The sequence below is a fragment of the Polaribacter sp. Z014 genome (assembly GCF_023555435.1).
Lineage (GTDB): Bacteria > Bacteroidota > Bacteroidia > Flavobacteriales > Flavobacteriaceae > Polaribacter.
This window is the reverse complement of record NZ_JALCZP010000012.1, coordinates 65,401-85,494: the sequence shown is the minus strand read 5'-3', so window position 1 is coordinate 85,494 and position 20,094 is coordinate 65,401. Positions and strand designations below refer to the sequence as shown.

Here is a 20,094-nt window from a genome sequence, read left to right as displayed (position 1 = left end):
TTTTATAAACTAATTTAAAAATAGGTTCGTTATTTAAAGTAAGTAAACTACACGCACACAATGTCTATTAAAGTAACATCGGTTTCTAAAATTTATAAAACGCAAAAAGCATTAAATAAGGTTTCTTTTTCTGCGGATAAAGGCCAGATAATTGGTTTTTTAGGTCCAAATGGAGCAGGAAAATCGACCATGATGAAAATACTTACGGGGTTTATAAAACCCCATGAAGGTGAAGTTTTTGTTGATGAAATAAATGTTTTGGATAATCCATTAGAAGCACAAAAAACAATTGGGTATTTGCCAGAGCACAACCCTTTGTATAAAGAGATGTATGTGCGTGAATATTTACAATTTAATGCTGCTATTTTTAAGGTTGATAAAAGCCAAATAGAAGCGTGTATTGAAAAAGTTGGACTAACAACTGAGGCGCACAAAAAAATAAGTCAATTATCTAAAGGATATCAACAAAGAGTTGGTTTAGCCGCAGCTATTTTGCACAACCCAAAAGTGTTAATTTTAGATGAACCAACAACAGGTTTAGATCCTAATCAATTAGTAGAAATAAGAGCGTTGATTAAAGAATTAGGAAAAGACAAAACGGTTTTGTTTTCTACACATATTATGCAAGAAGTAGAAGCCGTTTGCGATCGTGTCATCATCATAAAAAAAGGAGAACTTTTAATTGATAAAAAGCTAGAGGATCTCAAAGAAAATAACCAACAAATTATAGCAGTTACTTTTGATTATAAGGTTGAAGAGCAATTTATAAAAAGATTAACAAACGTGGTTTCTTATAAAAATAATTACGACTATACTTGGTTTATCACTTTTGAAAGTGAAGAAGATATGCGACCAAAAGTATTCGATTTTGCCCAAGAAAATGGTTTAAAAATCCTTAGTTTAAATACTCAGAATAAAAATTTAGAAACGCTTTTTAGAGAAGTTACAGCTTAATTTTTCTCTATAAAAATAATAATACTTATTGATTTACGGAAAACATAATAAATATGTCAACAAATAATTGTTTAGATCAAATAGCAAACATAGATATTTATCTTTTAGATCAAATTATAAAAGGACGTTATAATAAGGCTGATAAAATTTTGGATGCAGGTTGTGGAAGCGGCAGAAATTTAAAATGGTTTTATGAAAATGCTTATACTTTTTATGGTGTCGATAATGATGCAGAGAGACTTAATGTAGCAAAAGAATTATATCCAAATAAAAAAGAAAACTTTAGTGTTTCTAATGTAGAAAATTTACCATTTACATCGGAATCTTTTCAACATATAATTTGTAATGCAGTATTACATTTTGCAAAGAATACAGCACATTTTGAGGATATGTTTTCAGAACTAGTGCGTGTTTTAGAGCCAAAAGGGACTTTGTTTATTAGAATGACCTCAGATATTGGAATAGAAAAATTCGTTAAAATGACTCCTACAGGAGTTGTTAAATTACCTGATTTATCAGAGCGTTTTTTATTAACGCGTACATTACTTGAAAATATAATGGCTACTAACAATTTATCATTGTTAGTCCCTCTAAAAACGGTTAATGTTAATGATTTAAGAGCTATGACAACACTTGTACTTCTTAAAAACTAGTTTCACTTATAAAGAACAGTGTGTAAATTTTTATCACTGATTTTAAAATTAAAATAAGGCTAATTTGTTAAATAATGAAAAGCTTCTAACAAAGTAGGAAAAACCAAAATACTTCCTGCTTCTTTTAATTCCTCTTCTGTATATTGTGTAGTAATTCCAATTGCAACCATTCCTGCCGCTTTTGCCGCTTTTGTGCCGGTTAAGCTGTCTTCAAAAACCCAAATATCTTTAAAATCTTCTTCTTTAAAGCCTAAGGTTTCTGCCAATAGAATATAAGCTTCTGGTGCAGGTTTTGGTTTTACATAGTCTTGCACGCCAAAAACAGTAGTAAAGTTTAAATCTAAATGATAAACGCTATTTTTTAAAAACTGTTTTGTTGCGTTACTAGCAATTCCGTAAGGAATTTTTTCTTTGGTTAAAAGTGTTGTAAATTCTCTAACTCCAGGTAATAATTTAGGAACTTTAAAACGTGTTTTTATGTGTTCGTCTTTTAAAAAATACAATTCTTCCGTTTGTGCCTCTTTACCAATTACAGCACAAAAATATTCGGCAATAATCATTGGAGATTTTCCTGCGTTGAATTTAGGAAACGGAGCTATTTCTTGGTTAAATAATTCTTTAAAAGCAGAAGTCCAAGCAGAATAATGACTCTCAAAACTATCTACAATTACGCCATCAAAATCAAATAAAAATCCTTTAGGTAATACCATTAATTGGTTGTTTTTTCGTTGAATATTTCCGTTAAATACGGGTTTAAAAATTTATTTGTTGGATCTAATTCTCTTCTTAAAAATTTAAAATCTTCCCATTTGGAATATACTTTAGAAAGCTCTGCATCTTTAGCGGTAAAACGTTTTGCCCAATGCGGTTTTCCTCCGTGTTTTAAGAATATTTTTTCAATACTTTTAAAAGCTTCATAGGTATCTGCTGTAGCGGCGTTTCTAGACACACATCCCATAGTAACCGTATCTTTACCGTATGCATAACTTAACCAGGTTTTATCTTTATAAACAAAACGAACATCCATAGGAATATGGATAAAAGATTTATTACTCCATTTATTAATTTCTGTTTTTAGTTCTTCAAATACTGTAGGAAAAATATCTAAACCAATGGTCCATTCTGCCAATTCTAAAGTAGAACCTCTAGATTTTGTAACCGTAGCTTGGTATAAAGAACCTTTATGTTCTTTTGTAGAACTAAAAAAACCTCTGTATAAAAGTTTATTTGCAATGGCTGTTATCCAAGGAAAAACATGTGTGTATTTGTATAATATTTTAGAGGCAGTTCTTCTATGTTTTAAATATTTAGGACCCAAATCTTCTGTAACTTCTGTATTGGGATCAATTTTATCACCTGTAATCACATACCCTTTATCGGTATGAGGAAGCCATAAGATTCTTAGAAAATCATGTTTTTTTAGGCGTTCATTGATTTTAGGTAACCAAACACTATCGTCTTCCGGACCTTCTTTTACATGTAAAGTATAGATAGGTTCACATTGAAAAGTGATTTCAGAAAGTACCCCTAAAACTCCTAAAGAAACTCTAACTGCATCAATTAATTTGTCTTTTTCTGTTATTTCTTTCACAGAACCATCAGCCAAGATAAGAGTACATTTTGTAATATATTCAGATAATAGTTTTCCGCTTGTTCCGTGAGTTCCTGTAGCCAAAGCACCACCAATAGTAATGGTGTTAATATCTGGTAAACAAGGAATACACCAACCTTTTGCTTCTACGGCTTCTAATAAATCGCCTAGAATTACACCAGATTGAACTGTAATTGTATGTTCAGTATCATTAGAAGATATAATTTTATTATAAGTTCTAATATCAATTAAAGTAGCTACACCAGAAGCAATATCTGCAGAGGATTGTTTGTTTCCAAAAACTCTAATTTTTTCTGAATTAGCAATTACTTCTTGTAATTCTTTTTCAGAAGTAATTTTATAAAGTGATTTGTAATTGTGAGTTAGATTCTCGTTCCAACTTACCCAAGTACCATTTTTATTTTGTTTCATTTATTTTTTAAAAGATTAAACAAAATTAAGCATTAATATTTTTTTATCGTGCTTGTTTTTGTTTTTTTCTGTTAATTAGAATCAATTCAATTTATAAGCAATTTGTTGTTTATCTAAATCAGCTAACAACTCGTTGGTAATATGAACTTTTGTATTTCTACTAGGTAAACTAATTTCTAGTTTTTCCTTTTCGTCCCAAATAGTGAAATTTAAATTTTGTTTACCAGGTGTCTTTTTTAAGATGTTTTCTAAAGTGGAAATAGATTCTTCTTTAATTTCACTTAAAGGAAGTTGAATGGTTACTTTTTTACAGAGTTCATCCATAATATCATGTAACAATTTCATTTCTAGAAACTTTAGTCTTGGTTCGCCAACAACTCCTGTTTCTTTATTGGTCCAACCAGGTTGTACGGTTGTACGTATAAATAAGAATTGATTAGGTACTAAGAAATGTTGCATTCTTAGGTAATCTTCCCCAAAAATTCTAAATTCATTACTATCTCCATAATCTTCAACGGTAAACATTGCCCAACCTTTACCTGCTTTAGAAACTCTGTGTTGTACATCGGTAACAATTCCTGCAAAAGCTAAATTCATGTTTACAAATTTTGCAAGATCTGCTTTAAAGTATTTTAAAGAAGCGTTGCAGAATTTTATTTCGTTTTTAAAATCATCTAAAGGATGCGCAGAAATATATATTCCAATAACTTCTTTTTCTTGTTGTAATAACTCCATGGTTCCCCAAGTTTCACATTCTGGAATATCGGGTTCTGGAAATTGAACAGTAGAAGCTTCACCGAACATAGAAACCTGAGCAGAATTTTCATTTTCTTGATATTTATGCCCAAATTTCATGGCGCGTTCTAAAAAGGTCATTCCTTTTTCATCTGTGGCAAAATATTGAGCTCGGTGTGTATCTGTAAAAGAATCGAAAGCACCTGCTTTTATCAAACTATCAAAAGATTTTTTGTTGGCAGCTCTTAAATCTACACGTTTAGATAAGTCAAAAATTGAGTTGTAATTTCCATTTTCTTCTCGTTCTTTAATAATAGCTCTCACAGCTCCAGCACCAACACCTTTTACGGCTGCCATTCCAAAACGGACAGCACCTTCATTATTTACGGAGAATTTTAAATATGATTCATTTAAATCCGGACCAAAAACTTGTAATTCCATTCGTTTACATTCTTCCATAAAGAAAGAAACCGATTTAATATCGTTCATATTATTGGAAAGTACAGAAGCCATATACTCGGCCGGATAATGCGCTTTTAAATACGCTGTTTGATATGCTATCCAAGCATAACAGGTAGAGTGAGATTTGTTAAAGGCATAACTTGCAAAGGCTTCCCAGTCTTTCCAGATTTTCTCTAATTTTTCTGGATCATGACCTTTAGCTGCAGCTTGTTCCACAAATTTTGGTTTCATTTTATCTAGCACCGCAATCTGTTTTTTACCCATTGCTTTACGTAAAACATCGGCTTCACCTTTGGTGAAATCTGCCAATTTTTGCGATAAAAGCATTACCTGCTCTTGGTAAACTGTAATTCCGTAGGTCTCTGCCAAATATTCTTCCATGGCAGGTAAATCGTATTCTATATCTTCGGTTCCATGTTTTCTATTAATAAAAGACGGAATGTATTCCATTGGTCCAGGTCTGTACAAGGCGTTCATTGCTATTAAATCGGCAAATACGGTTGGTTTTAAAGAGCGCATGTGTTTTTGCATTCCGGGAGATTCATACTGGAAAACACCAACGGTTTCTCCTCTTTGGAATAATTCATACGTTTTTACATCTTCTAAAGAAAAATTCTCTGGATCTAGTGTGATGCCATGTCTTGCTTTTACAATTTTAACGGTGTCTTTAATTAAAGTTAGCGTTTTTAATCCCAAGAAATCCATTTTCAATAAACCTGCAGTTTCTACTACAGAGTTATCAAATTGGGTAACGTACATGTCGGAATCCTTTGCCAAAGCAACAGGTACGTAGTTGGTAATATCTCCAGGAGTAATAATTACACCACAGGCATGAATTCCGGTATTTCTAACAGAACCTTCTAATATTGTTGCTTTATTTATCGTTTCGGAAACCAAATCGGTTCCGTAAGACATTTGTTTTAATTCTTCTACAAGTACTTTTTCTTCTGCACGTAAACCATCAACTTTACCTTTACTTTTTGCATCATCGCCAAAAATATTTTTCAGCTTAATTCCCGGAATTAATTTGGCAATTCTATCGGCTTCAAAAAGTGGTAAATCTAAAACTCTGGCAGTATCTCTAATAGAAGATTTTGCAGCCATGGTTCCGTACGTAATAATCTGAGCAACTTGGTTTGCACCATATTTATCAATTACATAGTCCATTACACGACCACGACCTTCATCATCAAAATCAATATCAATATCGGGCATGGATACACGTTCTGGATTTAAGAAACGCTCAAAAAGTAAATCGTATTTAATTGGGTCAATATTGGTAATCCAAAGACAGTAGGCAACTACAGAACCTGCCGCAGAACCACGCCCCGGACCAACGGCAACATCCATTTTTCTTGCTGCTCTAATAAAATCTTCTACAATTAAGAAGTATCCTGGATATCCTGTTTTTTCAATAACTTCTAACTCAAAATCTAAACGTTCTTTAATGGATTCTGTAATTTCTCCATATCGTTTTTTAGCACCTTCAAAAGTTAAATGTTTTAGAAAGTTATTCTCTCCACGCTTTCCGTTATCTTTTTCATCTTCCGGATCTTTAAATTCATCACCAATATTAAAAGCAGGTAATAAAACGTCTCTTGCAAGCGTAAAAATTTCAATTTTATCTACAATTTCTTGAATGTTGCTAATTGCTTCAGGAATATCAGCAAACAACTTTTTCATTTCGTCGGTAGACTTAAAATAATACTCTTGGTTTGGTAAACCATATCTATAACCACGTCCTTTACCAATAGGAGTAGCTTGCTTTTCGCCATCTTTTACACACAATAAAATATCATGTGCATTTGCATCTTTCTTCTCTAAATAGAAGGTGTTGTTAGTGGCAATAATTTTTACCTCATGCTTTTTAGAAAACTTTAGTAAAGTTTCGTTTACAATTCTTTCGTCTTCCTGATCATGACGCATCAACTCGATATACAAATCGTCGTTAAATTGTTCTTTCCACCAAATTAACGCTTCTTCAGCTTGTTTCTCTCCAAGATTTAAAATTTTACTAGGAACTTCACCATATAAATTCCCTGTTAAAACAATAATGTCTTCTTTGTATTGTTCTACGAGCGCTCTATCAATTCTAGGAACATAGTAAAAACCATCTACAAATGCAGCAGAAGACATTTTTGCTAAATTGTGATACCCGTTTTTATTTTTTGCTAGTAAAACAACCTGATAACCGTTGTCTTTTTGCGATTTATTTTTATGATCTTCACAGATATTAAACTCACAACCAATAATTGGCTTCATGGGAGTTTCTGCGTTTTTATTATGACTTAAAACAGCATTCACAAAGTGAAAAGCACCCATCATATTCGCTGTATCTGTCATAGCAACCGCAGGCATATTGTCTTTTGCTGCGGCTTTTACAATATTACCCAATTGCATGGTACTTTGTAAAACAGAATATTGCGTATGATTATGTAAGTGCGAAAATTGAACATTTTCTAATTCGGCTAAACCTTCAGAAGTAGATTTAGTTTCTTTAACGCCTTTTAGTTTTTCTAAACGTTTACGAATTATTTCGCTTTCCTTTTTTAGATTGATGTGTTTTAAACCAATTACCTCAATCGGTTTTGGGTTTGCTTCAGAATAATTTTTAAAATAATCATCATCTACATCTAATTGCTCTTTTGTATATTCTCTTAAACGAATTAGTTCTAGAAAACAACGAGTGGTTGCCTCCACATCGGCAGTTGCGTTGTGTGCTTCGCCAAAACCAACTCCAAATAAATGATTGTGCAATTCCGTTAACGTTGGTAATTTAAATTTACCACCACGACCACCAGGAATCTGACACATAGTAGCCGTTTTTTCGGTACACGTATCAAGAATAGGGAGTGAGGTTAAATTACTTTCTATACCTAATCTATGGAATTCACATCCCATAATATTTAAATCGAAATTTAAATTCTGACCAACAATAAACTTCGTTTTTGCCAATGCTTCGTTAAACAAAACCAACCCTTCATTTAAAGAAATTCCTTGTTCTGCGGCTAATTCCGTAGAAATTCCGTGAATTCTTTCTGCATCATACGGAATATTAAAGTTGTCTGGTTGTATTAGAAAATCGTTGTGTTCTAACACTTTTCCCATCTCATCATGCAGCTGCCAAGCAATCTGTATACACCTTGGCCAGTTGTCTGTGTCTGTCATTGGAGCATTCCAACTTTTTGGTAAACCGGTAGTTTCAGTATCAAAAATTAAGTACATAAATCTGTGTAAATGTTGAAGCGTTTAACTGTTTAAAAGAACATGTAAAAATAGAAATTTGTTCTTACAAATGATGGATGAGTTGTTTTCTTTTATCAACAAATTTTCTCTTAGGCTAGTGCTGATTATTAACGAGTACCATACTAGAAATTAGTATTTGATTACACTAAGCGTAAACGAAAATAAGCTTGCGTATGTTTTTGGGCGTGCCCATTTTTAAAATTATTTAGATAGTAGCATTAAGTTTTTGTTTTAAAAATGGTCAGGCTATCCGTTGCAAGTCCTCGTTCGTACCTCACTGTGGGCTTGGAATTAATCTTGAGCGAAGTCGAAAGGCTACTATCCTTCACGCGGAAGAATCATTTAGTTTGTCGTTTTGAATGTAGAGAGAAATCTCATATAGATGTTCAGGTTTATTTTAATTGCATTATGCGGCTAATAATTGTACTCGTTTGTAATCGATAATTTTGAAAATTAAAAAAAAAGTCAATCCTTTATTGGATTGACTTTTTATAGTGTTATGTGAAATTAGTTTTAAGTTTACTAATATTTTATTTTTAGGCTAATTCTTCTTTTACCATTAATAAATTAACGGCACCTTGAATTTTCTGTTTCTGCATTTCTATCATCTTTCTAGTTGATGGTGCAAATTCATTTTCTTTATCTAGAATTTCAGTATATTCTTCTAAACTAGTTCTTTCTCCTCTAATGGCTTCTTCTAAAATTGCCTCTTCATCATTTGAGCTAAATAATGATTTTAATGTCATCCAGTTTCTATGCGCCGCTCCTTTTAATGTGCCATTATCTTCTGGTATTTGCCCATAAGATAAAATTTCTGTTCTAAGTTCTTTTGCAAACTGACTTCTCTCGCTAGCTCTCTTTTTAAAGAAAATTTTTAATTTAGGACTATCTACATTTTCTGCAGCGTTTAAATACCCTTTTTCGGCATCATAATTTTTTTCTAATAATTCGTTTAATTTGTTCGAAATTTTTTCTGTGTACTTCATACTATCGTTTTCATTTTAAATTTCAATAGATTATTTTAAGATGTGTATTGTTTCACATCTGGTACAAAATTAGAAAACAAGAGGCTTTGTCTTTAGTGCATAAGATTTAGATTTTAACTCATTTGATTCTAAGCTTTTTTATCGTTTTTGTTTTTCTTGTGCTCGTTTGTAACGAGTACCGTAATTTCTGTGTGAAACCAATGTTTGGTGGCACTCGTTAGAAACGAGCGCTAGCGGTGGTGTTTTTTGATTGAATAGAATAATTAACACATCTAATAACCACCTAGTTTGTCATTTCGAAATGAGCTTTTTTAAGCGATTGAGAAATTTCATAAAGTTGCTCTGTTTTGCGTGAACTTCTTTATGTGATTTCTCCTAGCATTCGAAAACACAATTGTTGTAATCTATGAGTATCCGCGTTAGGGATTGAACGGTTTGTTTGAGCTCTCCCACATTTTTTTGTGGGAAGCGAGTAGTGAAAGCCCGACCCTTGTGGTAACGCCCTAAAAAATATTGATATTTAGCGTTTTAGTTTGAAAAAGGTTTTGTACTTTTGCGCCCACTTACTACGAGATAGTAAGATTTTTAATAATCAAGGTCGAGAACCTTAACAAATTAACAAATTATGTCTGTAAAGATTAGATTACAAAGACACGGTAAAAAAGGGAAACCATTCTATTGGATCGTTGCCGCTGATGCTCGTGCAAAAAGAGATGGTAAATACTTAGAAAAAATAGGTACTTACAATCCAAACGTTAACCCTGCAGTTATTGATTTAGATGTAGATTTAGCTGTAACTTGGTTACAAAATGGTGCACAACCAACTGATACTGCAAAAAACATTTTATCTTATAAAGGTGCTATGTTAAAGAATCATTTAGCTGGTGGTGTAAGAAAAGGTGCTTTAACTCAAGAGCAAGCAGATGCAAAATTTGCAGCGTGGGTAGAAGCAAAAGCTACTAAGATTTCTGATAAAGAAGCTGGTTTATCTAAAGCGCAATCTGATGCAAAAGCAGCAGCATTCGCAGCAGAAAAAGCAGTTAATGAAGCAAGAATTGAAGCAGCTAAACCAGTTGTTGAAGAGGTTGTAGAAGCAGCAGCAGAAACTGAAGCAGAAGAAGTTGCTCCAGATACTATTGATGAAGCTCAAGCAAAATCAGCAGAATAAATTATAAATTTATACGAAGATGCGTAAAGAAGATTGTTTTTATTTAGGCAAAATCGTTACAAAATATAGTTTTAAGGGTGAAGTGGTTATCAAATTAGATACCGACGAGCCTGAGTTGTACACAGAAATGGAATCAGTTTATGTCGAATTCGGCACAAACTTGGTTCCATTTTTTATTGATAAAAGTTCACTACATAAAGGGAATCAGTTACGCGTTCAGTTTGAAGATATTTATTCTGATGAAGAAGCCGATTCTATTTTAAAATGCGGTGTTTATTTACCAAATACAATGTTGCCAAAATTAACTGGCGATAAGTTTTACTATCATGAAGTAATTGGTTTTACCGTTGTGGATGCTAATTTTGGAGAAGTGGGGCAGATTGTTCATATAAATGACAAAGCTGCACAACCTCTTTTTGAAATTGACAGAGATGGAACGGAAATTTTTATTCCGATGGTAGATGAATTTATTAAAAAAGTAGATAGAGAAAACAAAACAATTCAAGTGGATACTCCGCAAGGGTTGATAGATTTGTATTTGTCTTAAAATAAAGAGAGGTGTCTGAGTGGTCGAAAGAGCTACCTTGGAAAGGTAGTGTACTGGTAACGGTACCGAGGGTTCGAATCCCTTCCTCTCTACAAAGGGTTTTAAAATTCAATTTTTAAAATTCCAAATTCCAATTGTTGTGGAGAAAAAAGTATACAATTTAGAAGAAAGAACATACTTATTTGCGAGAGATTGCAGATTTCTATTGAAAAAATTGGTTAGAAACACTTCCAATAATGAGGATGTTAGACAACTTGTTAAGTCTTCTGGATCTATTGCAGCGAATTACATTGAAGCAAATGAAAAGCTTGGAGATAAGGATTTTATTTTTAGATTAAAAATATCTAGAAAAGAAGCAAAAGAGTCCATTCTTTGGTTACGTCTTTTAAGAGATATGAATCAAGAGTTTACTACTGAATTCGAAAAAATGATTCAAGAATGCGACGAATTAAGAAAAATTTTATCTGCAATTATTAATAAAGCCTGATTTTTTGGAATTTGGTGCTTAAAAATTGAAATTTACATTTTGAAACCATTCAAATTTAAAGAGTTTACCATTCATCAAGATAAAACGGCTATGAAGGTGGGTACTGATGGTGTTTTATTAGGTGCCTGGTGTTCGGTAGATGAGTATCCGGATACAATTTTAGACATCGGATCTGGAACTGGTGTTATTTCTTTAATGATTGCGCAACGTTCTGACGCCATGACAATTGATGCTGTTGAGGTTGATGAAAATGCCTATGAACAAACCGTAGCTAATTTTGAAGAATCTGATTGGGGAGATCGCTTGTATTGTTACAATGCTACTTTTACTGAATTTGCTGATGAAATAGCAGAGGAGGAGGAAAGCTATGATTTAATTGTTTCGAATCCGCCATTTTATACAGATGATTTTGAAACTGAAGATACTGCTAGAAATACGGCTCGTTTTACATCTTCTCTTTCTTTTGAAGAGTTGATTGTTGGAGTTTCTAAAATATTATCAGAAAACGGGAAATTTTGTGTCGTTATTCCTTTTAAAGAGGAAGAAGGTTTTATCAACCTAGCAAAAGAAAAGACATTGTTTTTAAACAGAATTTGTAGGGTTCAAGGCAATGAAACATCAGAAGTAAAAAGATGTTTATTAGAGTTTTCTTTTAATGAAACTGAAATACAAGAAGAAAGTTTAATTATAGAAATTGAACGTCATCAATATACAGAAGATTATATTAACCTGACAAAGGATTTTTATTTAAAGATGTAGTTTTTTGTCGTTGAGAGGCAAGAAGCAATCTTTTAATTAATATGACGGTATTGTATCTTTTTCTAATAATTAAAGAGATTTTATAGGAGGCTTAGAATACATTACTTTTGTCAAAATCGATTTAAAATGTTTAAAAATTTAGTTATTACATGCGTTTTAGGAATGTTAGCCATTGTTTTAGGTGCTTTTGGGGCACATGCTTTAAAAGAAGTTTTAACGGCTACAGAATTGTCTAGTTTTGAAACGGCGGTACGTTATCAAATGTATCATGTTATTGTCTTGTTATTTGTTAATATTTATGATGGTTTTACTATTTTACAAAAAAATAAGATTAGCTATGTTTTCTTTTTTGGGATTCTGCTTTTTTCAGGCTCTATTTATGCGATTCATTTAACTTCTATCACAGCAAAATCTATTTGGTTTGTTACTCCTTTAGGAGGTTTAACATTGATGATTGGTTGGGTTTTAATGATTATGATATTCTTAAAAAAACATCGTAAAAGTAAATAATTTGATAATTTTTTGTCAATATATATTGCTGTTTGAAATTATTGTGTAATTTTGTCCGCAGTTAATCTATAAATAATTAAATATATTGATATGGTAGATACAAATACGAAATCGATTTCGTTAAATAGTCTAGGAATCAAAAATGCAACAGTTCGCTATCAATTAAGTTCAGATGAATTGCATGAAGAAACACTTAAAAAGGGGCAGGGAGTAGTTTCTTCTTTAGGAGCAATTGCAGTGAATACAGGAGAGTTTACAGGACGCTCGCCTAAAGATCGTTTTATAGTGAAAGATGAAGTAACCAAAGATGAGGTTTGGTGGAGTGATGTCAACATTCCGTTTGAGTCTGAAAAGTTTGATGCTTTGTATGCTAAAGTTGTAGATTATTTATCTGAAAAGGAAATTTTTGTCAGAGATAGTTATGCCTGTGCAGATGAAAACTACCAATTAAATATTAGAGTTGTTAATGAGCATCCTTGGAGCAATATGTTTGCTTACAATATGTTTTTACGTCCTACAGAAAAAGAATTAGAAAATTTTACTGCAGAATGGACTGTAATTAATGCGCCTGGTTTTATGGCAAATCCGGTTGTAGATGGCACTCGTCAACATAATTTTGCTATTTTAAATTTCAGTAAAAAAATAGCACTAATTGGGGGAACAGGATATACTGGTGAAATTAAAAAAGGAATCTTTTCTGCGCTAAACTTTATTTTACCAGTTTATAGAAATACGTTACCCATGCATTGTTCTGCAAATGTTGGTAAAGATGGAGATACTGCAATTTTCTTCGGATTATCTGGTACGGGAAAAACAACCTTATCTACAGATCCGGATAGAAGTTTAATTGGTGATGATGAACATGGTTGGACGGCAGAAAATACGGTGTTCAATTTTGAAGGTGGCTGTTATGCAAAAGTGATTAATTTATCCGCAGAACAAGAACCAGAAATTTTTGCAGCGATTAAAAAAGGAGCAATCTTAGAGAACGTGGTTATGGATGATCAAGGTGTTGTAGATTTTTCGGATACTTCTATTACTCAAAATACAAGGGTGAGTTACCCAATTCATCATATAAAAAATATACAAGTACCATCCATAGGAAAAAATCCAAAGAATATTTTCTTTTTAACTGCGGATGCATTTGGCGTTTTACCTCCAATTTCTAAGTTAACGCCTAACCAAGCAGCGTATCATTTTATATCTGGTTATACTGCAAAAGTAGCAGGTACAGAAGCAGGAGTTACAGAACCAACGCCGAGTTTTTCAGCTTGTTTTGGAGCACCTTTTATGCCATTACATCCTACAAGATATGCAGAAATGCTAAGTAAAAAAATGAAAGATGCGGGTGTAAATGTATGGTTGATAAATACAGGTTGGTCTGGCGGACAATATGGAGTTGGTAGAAGAATGCCTTTAAAATATACCAGAGCAATGATTACGGCAGTATTAAATGGCGATTTAGGTAGTTATAGATATGAAGATTACCATATACATTCTGTTTTTGGAGTGGCGCAACCAAGAAGTTGTCCTGGAGTTCCTACAGATTTATTAAGCCCAAGGGCAACTTGGAACAATGATGAAGCTTATTATAAAACTGCTTTTAAGTTATCTAATGCTTTTAGGCATAATTTTACGCAATTTGAAGAAGTTGCAAGCGAAGACATTCGAAGAGGTGGACCGCAACGGTATGCATTTTAGTGATTTTTAGTTTTTTTTAGTTAAACACCTCAATTTGAGGTGTTTTTTTTGTTTGAGCTAATATTTAAATTTATTGAGTTAATGCTTAGGTTGTTTTTATTGTACTTTTGTATAAGTGATACACACTAAATTTATTTAACCTTAAATACAATTAAAATTATGAGTAATAGTAGCAATACAGTAGTAGGATTATTAGCAGGAACCGTAATAGGAGCAACATTAGGAATATTATTTGCACCAGATAAAGGAGTGAAAACTAGAAAGAGAATTTCTGAAGAAGCGTTGGCAGCTAAAGATAAAATAGTTGATACTGCAAGTGATTTAACAGAGAAGGTTTCTTCAACAGTTTCAAGTAAAAAAGAAACATTAGATGATCAATTAGAAGAGGTGGTTTCTAACGTTAGTCATAAAGCAGAAGATGTTATTTCTACATTAGAAAAAAAATTAAAGGAGTTGAAAGAGAAAAATAAAAAATTACAAAAATCTGCCTAATAGATGAACGTTTTAGACAATATAAAAAATACGGCAGATAAAGGCTCTGATGCTAGTAAAGAGTATGTTTCTAAAAGTTTAGACTATGCAAAGTTAAAGGCTTTTCAAGTAACAGCCTTAACACTAAGTACCATTGTAAAATTTTTTATTATTGGTAGTTTGGCTGTTTTAGGCTTTGTGTTTTTGGCGTTTTCTTCTGCAATTGCTTTAGGAGAATTTCTAGAAAATACAGCTTTAGGGTATTTGTTTGTGGGATTATTTTTTCTAATTATTTCTTTGCTAATTTATTTTCTAAAGGGTTCTTTTGATAAAAAAGTAATATCTAAAGTTTCGAAAATATTTTATGATTAGTAAACAAACCTTTAAAAAATAGGAAATGAAAACATATAAAAGTTTTAAAGAAATAAATAATCATTTAAGACAACTTTCCCTTGAAAAGCAAATTGCTTTGGAAGAACTTAAAATGGTAAAAAATGACTTTGAGGAAAGTATAAAGCCTATTAGTATTATTAGTAATGTTGTCTCTGCTTTTGGCAAGTTTGGAACATTAATGTTTATAAAGAAAATTTTTAAATAGCAGGTAATTTAAACTACGGCTAATAGTTTCTTTTTAAATCCGTTTGGAGTAATGCCATATTTTTCTCTAAAAATTTTAGAAAAATAACTTCTGCTGCTAAATCCAATACTGTATACAATTTGAGAGATATTTAAATCGGTGTTTTTTAGCAAATCTCTAGCAGATTCTAAACGAATATGTCTGATGTATTCGGTAACAGTTCTATTGTATAAAAATTTAAAACCATCTTGCAGCTTTGCTTGTGTTAGGCCAGAATCTAAAGAAAGGTTTTCTAAAGTGTAATTTTTTGCAGGATTTTTTACGATTAACTTTCCGAATTTACGAACTATTTTTAGTTCATTTTTGGTAAGTGATTTAGGTAAAGTTACACCATCTAAAAGTCTGTTATGTTGCTGTATGTGCATTGATAAAACCTCATAAACTCTAGCTTCAATTTTAAGAATGCGTAACATTCCTTTTCCCTTTACATTTTTTATTTGGGAAATTATATCTGCCATTTTTAAATTAAGAGTTCCGTAATTTATAAATCGATAATCATGATCTGTATCTACAAAAACTTCGTATAATTTTTCATTTAAAGTAGAAACATTTGTAGTTCTTTTTTTTAAAAACTTCTTTCTTACTATTTCAATTAGATTAATTTCTACTTTTTCATTTTTTGGCAAATGAATATAATTATAGCCGCCAGTTTTGTTCGTAAAAATTAAGGATTGAAATTGGTCAATTTTACTTTCTTTATTGTCGATACCAAAGCGATGTTTAAAAAAGCCAAGAGAAGAGTACATGAACCGAAGAGGATTAAATTCTGGTACAGCCTGAATTTTAAAAATAAACTCTTTGTGCAACTTAATATCAAAATCTAACAAGTTTACTCCCCAATCAAAAGGGATAAAACGAATACTACCAGTTGCATTTTCATTATTAATTGTAAGTACATTTTCACTCCAATTACTAGTTATAGAGCCTCCTATTTTTTCAGCAATTTGCTGAAGTAAATCTTTGTCACTATCAGCAATTATTTCAATATCAATCATGGGTGCAAAGAATTTAAAAGTACAATCTATAGAAGCTCTATAGAAAGTTTAAAAATAGTTTAAATTTTAATAAAAAGAATGTCTTTTTTATCATTAGTTAAAGTATCAATTAAAACTTGATAGAGGATTAGAACTTTAATGAGTTAAGATTTAAAGTATATGCATTCAAAAGAATGTTACTATTTCTATATTTTTACATAAAAGAAATTAAGTATAGTTAAGATGTACATCGTTTGGCATCTTTAAAGGAAACAAACGTTCATTTAAAAATTTAAAATTATGTTACGTTGGACAATCACTTTTATAATAATTGCATTAATAGCAGGTGTTTTAGGATTTGGAGGAATTGCAGGAGCTGCAGCAGGAATTGCTAAAATAATTTTTGTAATATTCATTATCCTTTTCTTATTATCTCTAATTACTGGAAGAAAAAAAATATAGTATTAAGATTAAATTTCAATTTAGATATTGTTGTTTCATCTTTCTTATAAAAATAAAAAGCATCCAATCCCGAAAATTTCGGAAGGATGCTTTTTTATGAATTTAAATATGAGTTTTTACTATTTAATACTTGCTTGTTTCTTGTTTTTAATAACATTTACAGAAACAATATTTCCAGCTTCTTTAGCTTTCTTTTCAATTTCAGCAACTGTTCCTTCTATTTTTTGAATATCTTCAGAAACAACTCCATCAATGGTTTTTGTAGTAGTAATTGTAGCCATGGCTAAATCTCCAGAAGTTTGAGTAATCTCTACTTTTACTTCTTTCTTAGTATTGTAATCTGATATTGCAGTACTATTTAAAGCAATACTTGGTGCAATTACCAAAGCAACTACAGACATTAATTTTAAAAGAATATTTAAAGAAGGTCCAGAAGTGTCTTTAAATGGATCTCCAACAGTATCTCCTACAACAGCAGCTTTGTGAGCATCCGATCCTTTTTTACCTTGTTCTTCAATTGTTTTTTTAGCATTATCCCAAGCACCACCTGCGTTAGATTGAAAGATTGCCATTAAAACACCACAAGTTGTAACACCTGCTAATAAACCTCCTAACATTTCGGCACCACCAATAAAACCAACAGCAACAGGAACAACTATAGCTAATAAACCAGGTAACACCATCTCTCTAATTGATGCTTTTGTAGAAATATCAATACATTTTCCATAATCAGCCACACCATCAGCAGCATCAAAAATAGCTCTATCTTCTTTAGAAGCTTTTGTCATATCAGAATCATACTTACGCATCACTTCTAAGGCCGCTTTTAATTTTGGAATATCTCTAAATTGTCTACGAACTTCTTCAATCATAGCCATTGCAGCTCTACCCACAGCATTCATAGATAATGCAGAAAATACAAATGGTAGCATACCACCAACTAATAAACCAGCCATAATTTTAGGCTGTGAAACATCAATAGCAACAACATTAGCAGTTTTCATAAAGGCAGCAAATAAAGCCAAAGCCGTTAATGCAGCAGAAGCAATTGCAAATCCTTTACCTACAGCTGCTGTAGTGTTACCAACAGCATCTAATTTATCAGTACGTTCTCTAACTTCTTTTGGTAATTCTGCCATTTCAGCAATACCACCGGCGTTATCGCAAATTGGTCCGTAAGCATCTACTGCTAACTGAATTCCTGTATTTGCCAACATACCAACAGCTGCAATTGCAATTCCGTATAAGCCTGCGTAATAATGAGAAACAATAATAGCAGCAGCAATTAAAAGAATAGGGATCATTGTAGACATCATACCAACACCTAAACCAGCAATAATATTTGTTGCCGCTCCTGTTTCTGATTGTTTTACAATAGACATAACAGGTTTTTTACCTGTAGCTGTATAATATTCTGTTATTTTACCTACACCCAAACCAGCTACTAATCCGGCTAATGTTGCTTTAAAAACACCGATAGCTCCAAAAGGTAAACCCTCTATAGATTCTGGAATTAAAGCGGTGATTATAAAATAGGAAGCCACAACCATTAAACCAGCAGAACCAAATTCTCCAATATTTAAAGCCGTTTGTGGATTTCCACCATCTTTTACTTTTACAAAAAATGTACCTAAAATAGACATTAAGATACCCACTGCTCCAAGAACTAAAGGTAAATAAACGGCTCCTAAGCCATCAAAACTTGGTGTTAAGATGAATGCACCTAATACCATTGTACCAATGATTGAGCCAACATAAGATTCAAATAAATCTGCTCCCATACCAGCTACATCACCTACATTATCACCAACATTATCTGCAATAGTTGCAGGGTTTAATGGATGGTCTTCTGGGATACCCGCTTCTACTTTACCTACTAAATCTGCACCAACATCAGCAGCTTTTGTATAAATACCACCACCAACACGTGCAAATAATGCAATTGAGGAAGCACCTAATGAAAATCCTGAAAGTACATTTAATACCATAGATAAATTTTCTGCTCCAGGCCACATGCTTTGGTAGAACATAAATAAGCCACTTAAGCCTAAAATTCCTAAACCAACAACACCTAAACCCATTACAGCTCCACCAGCAAAAGCAACTTCTAATGCTTTTCCTAATGATATTTTTGCGGCTTCTGTAGTTCTTACATTTGCTTTTGTAGCTACTTTCATTCCTATGAAACCTGCTAAAGCGGAACAAATTGCTCCAATGATAAAAGAAATTGCAACCATTCCGTTAGAGCCTACTTCTGTGTTTCCTTTAAAGAAAAGCAAGATAGCTACTGCTATCACAAAAATGGCTAAAACTTTGTATTCAGCTTTTAAAAAAGCCATTGCTCCATCTGCGATGTTTTTAGCAATTCGTGCCATTTTTTCATCACCAACTTCTTGTTTGGATACCCAACCGCTTTTTAGAAAAACGAATATTAATGCTACCACACCAAATAGTGGTAAAAATTTTACTATTAATTCCATATTAGTTAGTTCATTTAAATTATTAATTTTTTTAATACTGTTAAAAATAGTTAAATTAAATTGATAAAAAAAGCCTATATAAATTAAAGATTATATATTTAATTGGGGCTTAAATTATATTATCTATACTATGACTTATGTCATCTTTATTGGTGAGCTCTATCGAATTTGGATATTCTTATACTTTTTTTAATAGGTTTAATCGATATTAGATAGCATTAATTTTTTAAATTTCAATCAAAAAAAAACACCTTAAATTTTAAGGTGTTTTTTACTTTTATGGTTATTTACTAGATTGTAAATGTTCTTTTTTTCTTGTGTTCGCTTTCGTCATAACGTTTTACACATTCATCATAAATTTTAATGGCTGCTGTAGCATCTCCCCAACCACCGGTATCAACTTTTTTCTTTTCTAAGTCTTTATAAACTTGAAAGAAATGTTCTATTTCTTTTAATCTGTGTGGGTTTAAATCTGCAATATCTTCTTTGTTACTCCAGATAGGGTCAGAAACAGGCACACAAATTACTTTTTCATCTGGTCCTTTTTCATCAGTCATATAAAAAACACCAATTGGTCTAACTTCCATTACCACCATTGGGTAAGTAGGTTGATGTCCTAAAACTAATACATCTAATGGATCAGAGTCTAAAGCTAATGTTTCAGGGATAAAACCATAATCACCAGGATACATCATAGAAGAAAAAAGCATTCTGTCGAATCTAATTTTATGAAGTGTAAAGTCATATTCGTATTTATTTCTACTTCCTTTAGGTATTTCTATAAGTACATCAAAAGTTACTTGTTTTTTTGGTTCTTTACTCATTGTCTTAGGTTCTTT

At 32.0% G+C, this 20,094-nt stretch carries 19 protein-coding genes and 1 tRNA gene; 13 read left to right on the top strand and 7 right to left on the bottom strand.

What is annotated here, in order from left to right; genetic code table 11:
* The first annotated feature begins 60 nt into the window (after window positions 1-60).
* Both gldA and MPF19_RS13425 read left to right on the top strand, forming a co-directional pair.
* Window positions 61-954: a gliding motility-associated ABC transporter ATP-binding subunit GldA gene (gene gldA / locus MPF19_RS13430; RefSeq protein ID WP_249988625.1), complete on the top strand. Its 894-nt coding sequence runs from the start codon at window positions 61-63 to the stop codon at window positions 952-954.
* A gap of 53 nt (window positions 955-1,007) precedes the next feature.
* Window positions 1,008-1,607 carry a class I SAM-dependent methyltransferase gene (locus MPF19_RS13425; protein ID WP_249988624.1) on the top strand — a complete coding sequence of 200 codons (600 nt, stop codon included), beginning with the start codon at window positions 1,008-1,010 and terminating at the stop codon, window positions 1,605-1,607.
* Between the two features lie 59 nt (window positions 1,608-1,666).
* Here MPF19_RS13425 and MPF19_RS13420 read toward each other — a convergent pair whose 3' ends face one another.
* The 4 genes from MPF19_RS13420 to MPF19_RS13405 form a co-directional block, all read right to left on the bottom strand.
* Window positions 1,667-2,317, bottom strand: coding sequence for an HAD family hydrolase (locus MPF19_RS13420; RefSeq protein ID WP_249988623.1), 651 nt, complete (start codon window positions 2,315-2,317; stop codon window positions 1,667-1,669).
* Window positions 2,317-3,630, bottom strand: a complete 1,314-nt coding sequence (locus MPF19_RS13415) for a D-arabinono-1,4-lactone oxidase (protein WP_249988622.1) — start codon at window positions 3,628-3,630, stop codon at window positions 2,317-2,319. The genes MPF19_RS13420 and MPF19_RS13415 overlap by 1 nt, the downstream gene beginning before the upstream one ends.
* A gap of 81 nt (window positions 3,631-3,711) precedes the next feature.
* Window positions 3,712-8,052: a DNA polymerase III subunit alpha gene (dnaE, locus tag MPF19_RS13410; protein ID WP_203394206.1), complete on the bottom strand. Its 4,341-nt coding sequence runs from the start codon at window positions 8,050-8,052 to the stop codon at window positions 3,712-3,714.
* A gap of 557 nt (window positions 8,053-8,609) precedes the next feature.
* The gene (locus MPF19_RS13405) at window positions 8,610-9,059 is read right to left on the bottom strand and encodes a ferritin-like domain-containing protein (RefSeq protein ID WP_249988621.1); all 450 of its coding nucleotides are present in this window, start codon (window positions 9,057-9,059) and stop codon (window positions 8,610-8,612) included.
* A 625-nt stretch (window positions 9,060-9,684) separates the two neighbouring features.
* Here MPF19_RS13405 and MPF19_RS13400 point away from each other — a divergent pair.
* The 10 genes from MPF19_RS13400 to MPF19_RS13355 all read left to right on the top strand — a co-directional run bounded on the left by MPF19_RS13400 (window position 9,685) and on the right by MPF19_RS13355 (window position 15,300).
* A complete protein-coding gene (locus tag MPF19_RS13400; protein ID WP_203394201.1) occupies window positions 9,685-10,227 on the top strand; it encodes a 30S ribosomal protein S16 in 543 nt (180 codons plus the stop codon).
* Between the two features lie 19 nt (window positions 10,228-10,246).
* Window positions 10,247-10,774, top strand: a complete 528-nt coding sequence (gene rimM / locus MPF19_RS13395; RefSeq protein ID WP_203394200.1) for a ribosome maturation factor RimM — start codon at window positions 10,247-10,249, stop codon at window positions 10,772-10,774.
* 5 nt (window positions 10,775-10,779) lie between these two features.
* Window positions 10,780-10,866, top strand: a tRNA-Ser gene (locus MPF19_RS13390).
* 47 nt (window positions 10,867-10,913) lie between these two features.
* A complete protein-coding gene (locus tag MPF19_RS13385; protein WP_249988620.1) occupies window positions 10,914-11,261 on the top strand; it encodes a four helix bundle protein in 348 nt (115 codons plus the stop codon).
* Between the two features lie 36 nt (window positions 11,262-11,297).
* Window positions 11,298-12,020, top strand: a complete 723-nt coding sequence (locus MPF19_RS13380; protein ID WP_249988634.1) for a tRNA1(Val) (adenine(37)-N6)-methyltransferase — start codon at window positions 11,298-11,300, stop codon at window positions 12,018-12,020.
* Between the two features lie 126 nt (window positions 12,021-12,146).
* The gene (locus tag MPF19_RS13375; protein ID WP_249988619.1) at window positions 12,147-12,530 is read left to right on the top strand and encodes a DUF423 domain-containing protein; all 384 of its coding nucleotides are present in this window, start codon (window positions 12,147-12,149) and stop codon (window positions 12,528-12,530) included.
* Window positions 12,531-12,620: 90 nt separating this feature from the next.
* The gene (gene pckA, locus MPF19_RS13370; protein WP_249988618.1) at window positions 12,621-14,231 is read left to right on the top strand and encodes a phosphoenolpyruvate carboxykinase (ATP); all 1,611 of its coding nucleotides are present in this window, start codon (window positions 12,621-12,623) and stop codon (window positions 14,229-14,231) included.
* Between the two features lie 159 nt (window positions 14,232-14,390).
* Window positions 14,391-14,723, top strand: coding sequence for a YtxH domain-containing protein (locus MPF19_RS13365; protein WP_249988617.1), 333 nt, complete (start codon window positions 14,391-14,393; stop codon window positions 14,721-14,723).
* 3 nt (window positions 14,724-14,726) lie between these two features.
* Complete coding sequence (locus MPF19_RS13360) at window positions 14,727-15,074, top strand: hypothetical protein (RefSeq protein ID WP_203394196.1); 348 nt, start codon at window positions 14,727-14,729, stop codon at window positions 15,072-15,074.
* Between the two features lie 25 nt (window positions 15,075-15,099).
* A complete protein-coding gene (locus tag MPF19_RS13355) occupies window positions 15,100-15,300 on the top strand; it encodes a DUF6327 family protein (RefSeq protein ID WP_203394195.1) in 201 nt (66 codons plus the stop codon).
* Window positions 15,301-15,308: 8 nt separating this feature from the next.
* Here MPF19_RS13355 and MPF19_RS13350 read toward each other — a convergent pair whose 3' ends face one another.
* Entirely contained in the window at window positions 15,309-16,334 is a 1,026-nt protein-coding gene (locus tag MPF19_RS13350) for a helix-turn-helix domain-containing protein (RefSeq protein WP_249988616.1), read from the bottom strand.
* Window positions 16,335-16,613: 279 nt separating this feature from the next.
* Here MPF19_RS13350 and MPF19_RS13345 point away from each other — a divergent pair, with 279 nt between their 5' ends.
* Entirely contained in the window at window positions 16,614-16,775 is a 162-nt protein-coding gene (locus MPF19_RS13345; RefSeq protein ID WP_203394193.1) for a DUF1328 family protein, read from the top strand.
* A gap of 119 nt (window positions 16,776-16,894) precedes the next feature.
* Here the strand turns inward: MPF19_RS13345 and MPF19_RS13340 are convergent, their stop codons facing one another.
* Together MPF19_RS13340 and MPF19_RS13335 are read right to left on the bottom strand one after the other, a co-directional pair.
* Complete coding sequence (locus tag MPF19_RS13340) at window positions 16,895-19,255, bottom strand: sodium-translocating pyrophosphatase (protein WP_249988615.1); 2,361 nt, start codon at window positions 19,253-19,255, stop codon at window positions 16,895-16,897.
* A gap of 290 nt (window positions 19,256-19,545) precedes the next feature.
* Entirely contained in the window at window positions 19,546-20,079 is a 534-nt protein-coding gene (locus MPF19_RS13335; RefSeq protein ID WP_203394225.1) for an inorganic diphosphatase, read from the bottom strand.
* Between the last annotated feature and the right edge of the window lie 15 nt (window positions 20,080-20,094).

Excerpts from the sequence above, each read along its gene's own strand:
- MPF19_RS13360 (WP_203394196.1), top strand. The coding sequence starts at position 14,727 with ATGAACGTTTTAGACAATATAAAAAATACGGCAGATAAAGGCTCTGAT.
- MPF19_RS13425 (WP_249988624.1), top strand. The coding sequence starts at position 1,008 with ATGTCAACAAATAATTGTTTAGATCAAATAGCAAACATAGATATTTAT.
- MPF19_RS13355 (WP_203394195.1), top strand. The coding sequence starts at position 15,100 with ATGAAAACATATAAAAGTTTTAAAGAAATAAATAATCATTTAAGACAA.
- MPF19_RS13375 (WP_249988619.1), top strand. The coding sequence starts at position 12,147 with ATGTTTAAAAATTTAGTTATTACATGCGTTTTAGGAATGTTAGCCATT.
- dnaE (WP_203394206.1), bottom strand. The coding sequence starts at position 8,052 with ATGTACTTAATTTTTGATACTGAAACTACCGGTTTACCAAAAAGTTGG.
- MPF19_RS13420 (WP_249988623.1), bottom strand. The coding sequence starts at position 2,317 with ATGGTATTACCTAAAGGATTTTTATTTGATTTTGATGGCGTAATTGTA.
- MPF19_RS13350 (WP_249988616.1), bottom strand. The coding sequence starts at position 16,334 with ATGATTGATATTGAAATAATTGCTGATAGTGACAAAGATTTACTTCAG.
- MPF19_RS13340 (WP_249988615.1), bottom strand. The coding sequence starts at position 19,255 with ATGGAATTAATAGTAAAATTTTTACCACTATTTGGTGTGGTAGCATTA.
- gldA (WP_249988625.1), top strand. The coding sequence starts at position 61 with ATGTCTATTAAAGTAACATCGGTTTCTAAAATTTATAAAACGCAAAAA.
- MPF19_RS13345 (WP_203394193.1), top strand. The coding sequence starts at position 16,614 with ATGTTACGTTGGACAATCACTTTTATAATAATTGCATTAATAGCAGGT.
- MPF19_RS13400 (WP_203394201.1), top strand. The coding sequence starts at position 9,685 with ATGTCTGTAAAGATTAGATTACAAAGACACGGTAAAAAAGGGAAACCA.
- MPF19_RS13405 (WP_249988621.1), bottom strand. The coding sequence starts at position 9,059 with ATGAAGTACACAGAAAAAATTTCGAACAAATTAAACGAATTATTAGAA.
- MPF19_RS13415 (WP_249988622.1), bottom strand. The coding sequence starts at position 3,630 with ATGAAACAAAATAAAAATGGTACTTGGGTAAGTTGGAACGAGAATCTA.
- MPF19_RS13335 (WP_203394225.1), bottom strand. The coding sequence starts at position 20,079 with ATGAGTAAAGAACCAAAAAAACAAGTAACTTTTGATGTACTTATAGAA.
- MPF19_RS13365 (WP_249988617.1), top strand. The coding sequence starts at position 14,391 with ATGAGTAATAGTAGCAATACAGTAGTAGGATTATTAGCAGGAACCGTA.
- pckA (WP_249988618.1), top strand. The coding sequence starts at position 12,621 with ATGGTAGATACAAATACGAAATCGATTTCGTTAAATAGTCTAGGAATC.
- rimM (WP_203394200.1), top strand. The coding sequence starts at position 10,247 with ATGCGTAAAGAAGATTGTTTTTATTTAGGCAAAATCGTTACAAAATAT.